9 protein-coding genes are annotated in these 7,540 nt (G+C 60.5%); all 9 read right to left on the bottom strand.

Translation table 11 applies throughout. The features are described from left to right. Positions 1 to 80: 80 nt before the first annotated feature. Positions 81 to 365, bottom strand: coding sequence for a hypothetical protein (locus tag U1839_RS26505; RefSeq protein ID WP_332806557.1), 285 nt, complete (start codon positions 363 to 365; stop codon positions 81 to 83). 49 nt (positions 366 to 414) lie between these two features. Further along, on the bottom strand, positions 415 to 1,491 hold the full coding sequence (locus tag U1839_RS26500) for a ComEC/Rec2 family competence protein (protein WP_332806556.1): 1,077 nt from the start codon (positions 1,489 to 1,491) through the stop codon (positions 415 to 417). Next, a complete protein-coding gene (locus U1839_RS26495; RefSeq protein WP_332806555.1) occupies positions 1,488 to 2,822 on the bottom strand; it encodes a hypothetical protein in 1,335 nt (444 codons plus the stop codon). Before U1839_RS26495 ends, U1839_RS26500 begins: the two co-directional genes overlap by 4 nt. Next, complete coding sequence (locus tag U1839_RS26490) at positions 2,819 to 4,060, bottom strand: caspase family protein (protein ID WP_332806554.1); 1,242 nt, start codon at positions 4,058 to 4,060, stop codon at positions 2,819 to 2,821. The genes U1839_RS26495 and U1839_RS26490 overlap by 4 nt, the downstream gene beginning before the upstream one ends. Next, positions 4,060 to 4,503 (bottom strand): hypothetical protein, encoded by a 444-nt coding sequence (locus tag U1839_RS26485; protein WP_332806553.1) that lies wholly within the window; start codon positions 4,501 to 4,503, stop codon positions 4,060 to 4,062. Before U1839_RS26485 ends, U1839_RS26490 begins: the two co-directional genes overlap by 1 nt. A gap of 162 nt (positions 4,504 to 4,665) precedes the next feature. Continuing rightward, a complete protein-coding gene (dcd, locus tag U1839_RS26480) occupies positions 4,666 to 5,349 on the bottom strand; it encodes a dCTP deaminase (protein WP_332806552.1) in 684 nt (227 codons plus the stop codon). After that, positions 5,342 to 6,613, bottom strand: coding sequence for a hypothetical protein (locus U1839_RS26475; RefSeq protein ID WP_332806551.1), 1,272 nt, complete (start codon positions 6,611 to 6,613; stop codon positions 5,342 to 5,344). The genes dcd and U1839_RS26475 overlap by 8 nt, the downstream gene beginning before the upstream one ends. Further along, positions 6,567 to 7,034: a hypothetical protein gene (locus U1839_RS26470; RefSeq protein WP_332806550.1), complete on the bottom strand. Its 468-nt coding sequence runs from the start codon at positions 7,032 to 7,034 to the stop codon at positions 6,567 to 6,569. Before U1839_RS26470 ends, U1839_RS26475 begins: the two co-directional genes overlap by 47 nt. Positions 7,035 to 7,059: 25 nt before the next feature. Then, positions 7,060 to 7,419 carry a hypothetical protein gene (locus U1839_RS26465; RefSeq protein WP_332806549.1) on the bottom strand — a complete coding sequence of 120 codons (360 nt, stop codon included), beginning with the start codon at positions 7,417 to 7,419 and terminating at the stop codon, positions 7,060 to 7,062. Between the last annotated feature and the right edge of the window lie 121 nt (positions 7,420 to 7,540).

The following is a 7,540-nucleotide window of genomic DNA, read 5'->3' as shown; positions in this document are numbered from 1 at the left end:
CAGACATATTGAGCCTTTCGCGACGATTTGGTATGATTTGAGACGACGATGATGCAGCCCCAGCGGCACTCGAACCGCTGCTACGGTCGCGGCAGTGGGCCATAAAGCAGGCCACGGAAATTGCGCATCAAGATATTGAATTTAATATCAAAACATTGCTCCAAAAGTGTCAGTTCTCTTCTGGCGAAGTTCGACAAGCGCGTGATGACGCGAAGGAGGCAATCCTCACGCTTGCCGATCGACAAGGCGTCAAACTGACGCCGCGCGGAATTGCTGAACAGATCGAGGCGGCAGGCGCTCAAGTGAGGGCGACCGCCGATCGGGAGGCCTGAGCCATGGGCCGCTGGCGTCGCGAGCGCCGACAATGCGCTCTACCGTCACTGCGGCACCTCGGGAAGTCCGCCGGCGGATCGCCTAAATATCGATCGTTAGCGGCACGTCGGTTGCTTCCGGGAACACGCACGCATAGCCATATTTGGCCTTAAGTGCGGCTACGTCCCAAGGCTCAGTACGATCGCTTCGATAATTGAAATACAATGTCTTGGCCCGCGGCGGTGCGAACTTGAGGAGGCGGCTGATCGCCTCCGGGTCGGGGTGACCAAACACGGTTCCGTTGGTCGAGATCGCAAAACGGTCGCAGTCGAGCTTCTCGATGATTGCGCGCGTGATGTTTGCACGACTGCCGTGGTGCGGCAGCTTGACGAGATCCACCTTCAGGGTCGCCCCAGGACCGGCAATGCGCTCGATACTCTGCAGGACAATATCGGGATGGGCGTCTGCACCCAACAGCACCCGACGCCCGTCATATTCGGCTATCATTGCGATGCTGGAGCCATTCGGCGGTGTCGTGTCGATGTTGCTCGGCGAGCTGAGGATTTCCGGATCGAGCGTCGATGGCATCGGCCGCTTTCCGAAGGGCTGGAGCGCACCCGTCGCGGCAGTGACCGCGCGGCGGACGACGGGCATCAGCGCCCTTCGCCAGTCTTTGAAAAGCTTCTCCAGTTTGTCGGCATCCGGCGATATGAGGGTGAGCGTGAGGCCAGCAAACTCGAATGGCGCAGACAGGTCCTCCACCAGAATTGCCTTGCCTCCCGCGACGCCGTTGAGGGGCCAGCCCTTCTTCACGATCGTCTTGCTGTAGATGTCGGCCGCCTTGATGCCGAAAGCCTTGATCCTGCCCGTCTTTGCGAGAGCCTTGAGCTGGTCGATGCCGTTATACCACAAAGCCTTTGGCACGAGCGGCAAATCCGGATCGCTCACCAGCTCGACCAGGCCGTCGATATGGTCGGCGTCGATATGGCTGAGGAGAAGCAACTCAACGGCTTCGCCGCGCTGGGCAATCGCAGCGAGCGCCTTTTTCAGGTGGGGCCAAGTCGCCTTTCGCCCGCCATCGACGACGATGTGACGAAGCGACGCCTCGGTCTGTCCATAGGACAGGATAAGGCAATCGCCTTCGCTCGCAGGGAGCATCGACAACCGGAAGACGCTCATTGGGCTTCCTTTCCCGAGGATGCGTAGCGGGCGACGGTGAACGCTTGGCTCGCGTCAACCCGGCTGGCCAGGATATTGGCGCGCTCCACCAGCGGCCTGAGATCCGCGTAATCCGCCGACAGCAAAGTCAGCATTTCCCGAAGGAGAAACACACCGGCGCTGAAAAACGGCACGCCCGCCGCACAAGCGGCACGAAGCGCGGACGCCGCGACTCCATTATCCTCGGAGCCCGTCGGGCGGAGGATCAGACGGCGCGCGTGGACGATCGCCGCGTCGGGGACGTCCGGAAAACGCCTCATGCAGTTACCCAGCCAGTGGTCCCACTGTTCGCGTTCGCTGGGCGGATATACCGCGAGTCCGACATAGGCAGCCGCACAGGCCGCAAGGGGATTGCTCATTTTATCCGAGATCGTCTGCTCGATGATATTGGCCTGTTCCAGCTCGGCCAGGAGCGGTCCGGCGGCGCTGGCCTGTCCTCGGTCAAGAAAGGCCAGGAGCCCCGCCAGCTGTTCGTCGCGTATTGCCACTGTTGTTGCGGCGCCGCCCGTTCTCGACGGATCGACCAGAATGTCGGCCGGCAGATATTCATCTCTGCTCACACAGAACCAGGGCAGCGGCAGACTAACTATCTCAACTCCGCCGGTGGCGAGTTGAACGCGTGCCCAACGCCGCGTCAATCTGGTCGGGACACCGTTCGTATCGCCGCGCAGGCGCCAGATCGCGCTGTTGCCCTGATGATCGGCAGGATCAACATCCGACCATCGAATCGCCGCGCCCGCTTCCTGCGATGCCAGGTCCAGCGCGCCAGCCCCCTGGCTCAACTGGGCCACGCGCGGCGGGTTTGGCTGTATGGATCGCTGCGAGCTGAAGGAACGTGGCCCTGTGTCGCGGCTCCTCCTCAACTGCCGGTCGGTTGGTATAGAGGCTGCTTTCGCCTGAGCTTCGCGATAGTCAGCCTCGCTCGTGTTGCCTGAGGACTCCGCAGCATCCGCGAGGATGGCATTGTCGTCACGCCCGACCGATTCCTGCAGGCTGAAACCCGATCCTGATCCGAAATCCTCGAAGAAACGATACGTCTCGTTCGAGTCCACGTCGATCTTGACGTTGCGCTGAATGATACGTCCCGAGGGCAACGTGAGCTGCACGTTATAAAGGCCCTGCGGCAGCCGCTGTTCCTTGCTCTGCCCGGCCGGGACGACCAGCTCATGATTGAGAAGCTGATCCGAGCCGTCGGCGAACCCCGCGATCCGCGCGATGACGGGGCGACTGTCGTCACTTCGCCCGCGCGTCCCGCCAAAGCTGATCGTCAGTCCGGTGGGGCTGATCATCATGGCCGCTTACTCACTGGCAAGAAGCAGGTTACCTCGGGCGGATAGGCGATGACGGGTTCAACGCAATCCTTAAAAGCCGATCCCTGGTCAAAGTTTGCATGAACATTATAGATTACGTCGGCGGGCTGTTGCGTCGGATTGATCAGGCGCAGCTTCCATTCCTTGAAGTCGGGATCCGGCTGGGCCGCGGGGACATGTATAAATTCTTTCTCGAAGCCCGGCCGCATTGCCTTGAGCCGCCAACGCTCCTGCCAGACTGCCGGTTCGTTGACGCTGCTTACATATACATCGACCGCGATCGGCCCGGGCTTGCAGATGCGGAAATCTTGCGACTGGGCCGCCGCCGGACGCTGGACCACGCCTTCAGCAGAGCTGGCGCGGGCCAGGTAAGTGGTCAACACGGTGTGCAGGCGGCTGGAAGTGACCCACCAGTCGGCCGTCATCTCGGCAGCCCCGCCGTCGAGACCCTTGAGCAGCGCCTCAGTAAAGAGGCTTGGACCTTCGTCGCGGCCCCAAGCTTCGGTATAGAGGGAGGTGGCAAACTGAACGCTCTGTAATGCCGGCGCATTGTCACGCTTCGTTAGGCTTTGCAGATCGATCAACGGATTGCCGGGCGTAGCCTGGCCCAGCTGCGCATCGTCAAGGTCAGGAATGCGGCACGCATCGACGAGGATGAGCTGGGTGTCGGGCTGCCGTGTCGACAATGCAATACGAAACTGCTCGAAATCGATCGCTCCCTGAAACCGGCTTTCAGCATCCTCGTTGTAATCGCGGCACAGCAGGACAGGGTTGCCTGCCTGGAGACCGTGGCCGCAAAAACCAAATACCAGCGAGTTTTCGCGACGCCCGGAAGCGCGCTTGCTCCAGGCAATAACTGCTTTCCGGACTTCGTCCAAGGTCCCGCGCGGGACGGCTCCCGTATTCGGCAGGCGGCGTGCATGCTCGTACTTCGCCGGGCTTTTTTCCGATAGGATCAGGGAGACGCTCGCAAGCGGCCGCTCGGGGTTTTGAAACGAGTCGAGAAACCAATCGGCCAAATTCCGCATAGATATCGGCGGGGCGGCTAGCTGACCCATTCCCAGGGCACCCTCTTCGTGCTCTTCCGCCACATACTTGCTGCCTTCTTCGAGCCACGGATAGTCCCCGATACCGACCAGCAGCACGTGCGTGCCCGGCCGGTCGGTCCGATCGAGGAAAATCAGCGCCGGATCCGGCCCTGCTGAGTTCGCCTCCGCCATCAGCCGACCCCCGAGGCGGGATAGGAGAATGCAGTGGGCGCCTTGACGCTCTTGGTCCAGTACCGGCGGATGCCGGCGTCGGCGACGGCGTATCCCCAGTTGACCAAGCGTTCCTGCCGCGTTTCATCCATCTGCCGTAGCCGGGTCGAGGTCGCCGCGAGCTTGTTCGTCTGGTCGTGCGGGCACGGCAACGTGTCGGTCAGCTTATAATCGGCAATATCGGTGCGCGCACTCCAGAACGCGCTCTCACGCTCGTGCTTCGCCAAGGATCCGACCACTTCGAGCATGCGCAGTTTTTCCGCATCCACCAGCCGCCACACGGCGCCGACATGAAACAACATCGCGCGGTAGCCACCGCCCGAAAGGCATAGCCCCACCCCGCCGACCGGCGTGTCGGAGTCGAAGATCGGATCGCTTACTCCCGGTTCCGGCTGTTCAGACATTGCCGAACCCATGTGCACGTCGTCTGGAGCACGTTCGTCCAATTGATTGGGCCGTCACTGAATTCCCCCGACTCGCAGCGCACCTTGGAAGGATCGCAAGTGATGGAGAGGAACGCCAGCGTTCATAGGACCATTTCGGTCCGATCGCCCATCGCGGCCGCGCTAACCGGACGGTCCAGCCGGGGGCGCAACTCCGCGAAGGCGGTCGAACACCGAATCGTGTTTGGGCAGCGATATCGCGGGTTTTCGCTGACCAGAAAATGTCCCGCGGTCGTCACTCTTGCTCTTTGCAACGCGATGCAGGAATATCTGGCAGATCTCCATGCCCGGCGAAATCGCGACGGGCACTTCGCCGACATTCGCCAGTTCCAGCGTAAGGCAGCCCGAGAAGCCCGGATGCAGGCCGGCCGCCGTTTCGATAACGAGGCCATGCCGCCCGAGGGAGGATTTACCGGATACGTATCCCGACAGCGTGCGCGGCAGCGAGAGCCATTCCATCGTTACTCCGAGAACGAAGCGGCCGGGGTGCAGAACGAAGTTCTGGCCGAATGGCACGAAATGCTCGTTCGTCCGCACCGCGTCGCGCGCAGGTAGGGCCCATTGCCGCTCGCTTGGCAGTCCGTTCTTGTCGGCATGTACTGGCTGGACCTCGGGTTCGAGCCAGAGCTTGGCCTCGCTGCTTTTAGACGGCTTGAACGATCGAAACCATCGCCCCAGCCGCAGATCAACCGAGGTGCCGCCGCGCGAGACCAGCCCGTCGATCCTGGGCGTCGGCACAATGGCGAGGCGATCGTCGTGCTCTTCGGGGTGACCGAGCGCTACGCGGATTTCATCGGCGTTAAGCATGACCGTCGACCCGGTCATGATATTCGGCGACTTCGACCGTCTTCAGAACGAGGTCGGCCAACACCTTATAGCTCTTGGCACGATTACGCTCCTTCTCCTCGTCGTCCCTACCTTTAAATTCCGCCACATCGAGTTGCCGGAGACGCTTCCACCCAGCGGAAACGCTTTCGCCGAGTTCGACCCGATTGGGATAGGGCTCGCCGCGGCAGTAGGCGTCGAGAACCTTATCGATGACATCAGAGCGCGGCGGTTTGAATCCCGATCTGTTGATTTTGTCGAAAAGGTCCTTCTGCATCCGCGGGACTAGCTCACTCATCACGGCATCGATAATTTCAGCCTCGGCGCGGTCCGCCTTTAGGGGAAGCGCTTCAGTCCAGACGGCAACCATTTCCTGATCAAGCTCGATGCCTCTGTCATTGGCAGCAGCGACAAGGAAAGCCATGCGCTGCCGATCGCTGGGATAATCTAAGGTGCGATCATGCCCTCCTGGACCAAGCAGGTAATCGAACGCCGCGACGAAGGCGGGGCCGAACAGGAACAGTCCGAAAAGGTCGCAGAAGACCTCTTCCAGCTGCTGCATGACATGGTCGGCACACTGGTCGATGATGCGCTCCTTGTCCAATGCACCCAGCGGCTGCGCCGTCTGCAGTTCTTGCATAGCTTTGACGTTTTGCTTCAGCGCGTGCTCGACGGCGTCACTTACCATCAGAGAATAACGGGGTCCGAATGCGTAGACGCGCCATGCGGAGTGGCCGACCTCATGACCGGCGAGCGGGATCAGCAGCGGATTGCCGGATTCGGGCGCTGGCGTGCCGATCAGGATTGAGCCTGGCAACTGATCGGCATTCATCGGGTAGGTGAATGGCACGTAGGACCATTCCGACGAGATCAGTAGACTCACCTCTTCGCCGAGCGGCAGCTCGCCGAGCGTCCGGATGATCAGCTCCTTCACGGCATAGTGAAGCTCGAAGGGATTGCGGACATTGGTCGAGCGCAGGATAAAACCAAGGATCGCGGTAAAATTGTCGACCTTGTCGAGCAGAGTCAGGCACAACTGATCGATGACGTCTGCACGAATCCCCGGAGGCAGATCGAGATCCGCTTGAAGGCCCTTGCAATGAACCCGGATGGCGGCGAGCGCCTTCTTCCCGTCGTCGTGCGGGAAGCTCGACGCAGCCAGAATATCGATCTGTTCGATGAAGGCGGCGATCCGCCGTTTAGCGGACGAAAGCCTCAATCGGGATGCTGCGCTGCCTTCTTCCAACTTTGTTCTCCGCCGTCGGCCGACGAACGAATTCCCTGTTGAGTTCTAAGCAGAAGTCAACGAGCTTCGCCATATCAGCGTCGCTAATATGGTCTGTAGCAGCCGCATCGATATCGATAATCGCCCCTGCGAAAAATTTGCGGATCTCGTCGATCGACTTCGGCTCGTGTTCGACACTCGAGCGATACACACGTTCGAATGGTTCGAAATAGCCCGGGCGCATATAGGAAATCTTGCCTGCATCGTCAGGCTCGCCGGCAGAAACGCGCAATGCCTCTGCCAGATCGGTGAGCGGTGATTTGTCGTAAGTCGCGCCGGTGCGCGCCCGCTCGAGCTGCAATGCCGATTTCAACGCCAAGTCGCCGACTTTGAACTTCGACAGACGTACCGCCATCCCTTGGGTGTGCATCGTCATCTCCATCCCATGCGCCGTCGAGGTTAACATATTACTCGTCACTGCGCGACTCGAATCGAGTCGTCAGTGCCTGATGAAGCCATTTTTCGTTCAACTCCGCGCGAACAAGCACGGCCCCTGCTTCGGACAGGCTCTTATTATGCTCTTGTGCGAGAGCCCTGACTTGGATGTGATCCGAAGCTTGAAGGCGTGCAGTGATCTTTGGTTTTCTGCTGCCACTTGGCACCACGTCCTTTTCAATGAGCTCGCGGAGTCGCCCGACTCGCATCTCGCGTGCGAAGAGTAGAGCCAGCAGGCCCGCTGGGTCGAGCAGGAATTGTTGGGCATACGCCTCGAAAGCGGCTCGCTCCGGCGCAGTCACATAAACCGACGTGCTGATTGGCCGTTCCATTTCGCTCCCCGACGGCGTGACAGACCACGCACAAACACCGTTCGATCTGAACAGCGCGGCAAAATCAAACGCTCCAGCATCTGGGCGCATCAATCAACGCCAACGGTGGTCCGAGCGCAAT

Source organism: Parasphingomonas halimpatiens (assembly GCF_036663795.1).
GTDB lineage: Bacteria > Pseudomonadota > Alphaproteobacteria > Sphingomonadales > Sphingomonadaceae > Sphingomonas.
This window is presented reverse-complemented; position numbering and strand designations above follow the sequence as displayed.